This window comes from Methylobacterium sp. WL116 (assembly GCF_008039455.1).
Taxonomy (GTDB): domain Bacteria; phylum Pseudomonadota; class Alphaproteobacteria; order Rhizobiales; family Beijerinckiaceae; genus Methylobacterium.
Genome location: NZ_VRUV01000841.1, coordinates 1 through 1,323, shown reverse-complemented (window position 1 = coordinate 1,323; position 1,323 = coordinate 1). Strand labels below are relative to the sequence as shown.

The 1,323-nt window shown below is 69.3% G+C and carries 1 protein-coding gene and 1 pseudogene; both read right to left on the bottom strand.

Features of this window, described 5'->3' with window-relative positions; genetic code table 11:
• A pseudogene (locus FV223_RS27835) lies at positions 1 to 189 on the bottom strand (hypothetical protein); the annotation flags it as partial.
• Positions 190 to 350: 161 nt separating this feature from the next.
• Positions 351 to 1,323, bottom strand: a 973-nt coding sequence (locus FV223_RS27830) for a replication protein RepA (RefSeq protein ID WP_147729898.1), incomplete at its 5' end; no start/stop codon positions are given.

The following is a 1,323-nucleotide window of genomic DNA, read 5'->3' as shown; positions in this document are numbered from 1 at the left end:
GCGCGGTGCGGCGGGCTCCGGCGGGACGTGATCCTCGGGCGCCTCGATCGCCCGAGATGGCTCGCCCCCGCGCAGGCGACGGCCGAGCTCGAGGTAGAGGACGTGATCGGCGATCTCGCGCTCGAGGGCGTCGCGCTGGCGCCGCAGGCTCGCGAGCCGCGCCTCGATCTCCGCTTCCGACAATCCCATGATGGGCCCGCATCTTCCCTAATTCTCAGATAAGGAATATCGGGAATCGCGCTCGAACGGAAGATTGTTTTGCCTCGGAATTTTGCTCCACTGAGGGAATGGAGGTGACGTTCCCTGGACGCGTACTAAGGGAATAGATCAGTCAGGCGATGCCAGTTCCCTCAGGCTGCCGCGTCCTTCCCTGCCGGCGCCTTCCGTATTCCCTTGCGTGGCGGGACGAGGAGCATGCCGGGATCGGCCGGCTGCAAGGTCATGCCGCCGTCGTCCAGCGCGATCGGCAGCTTCGGGAAGACCTCGCACAGGTGGGCGATGTCGGTCTTGAACGCCTGCCGGAAGCTGCGGATGCAGGCGTTCTCGGCGCCGAACTGGCCGTGCAGGTTGGTCCAGGTGAGCCTCAGGGGCCGCTGCAGGGCGCGCAGGCGGTAGCCGACCCAGAACAGCAGGTCGAGCTTGCGCGCCGAGCCCGAGAAGGCCCGCGCCGCCCGGATGTCGACGGGCAGGGCGTGCCGGATCAGGTTGTCGTAGAAGTCCTGGTGGAACTGCACGGTGCGGGACCAGGCCGCGCCCTCCCCGTCCCTCGCCCCCTCCCTCATCCCATCCTTGGCCCCGTCCCGGACCGTGGGCCGCCACAGGTCGAGGCTGCGGAACGGCGGCACGTTGAGGGTGCTGGCCTGGTCGTGCCCGTCCCACAGGCCGATCTGCATCGAGCAGGCGGCGAGGCGGTTGAGCTGTTCCTTGAACTGCCGGATCGTGCCGCGCTCGCCGCCGGTGACGGCAAAACCCATCTCGCGCATGAAGCCGGAGAGGGAATCGGCGACCGCGATGGTCGGGCTGCGCTGGCGCACGGCCTCGGTGCAGAGGTGGAGCAGCACGAGCCGCGCCTTCGGGCCGTAGGGCAGGCCCTGCGGCTCCATCTCGCCGGTGATCGGGCTCTTCAGCCGGCCGGCGACGAGGTTCAGCGAGTTGCGGCCGTAATCGCGCGAGAATTCCCGCACCGGCCCGGGATCGCGGTAGGGCAGGCCGCAGAGCGCGAGCACCGAATGGATGTGCTGGAGGTTCTCCGGCACGGTCGGCTGGTTCTCGATCACCTCGCGCACGGCGTCGCGCCGGCGCTGGTCCCGCCCCATCCCGGCC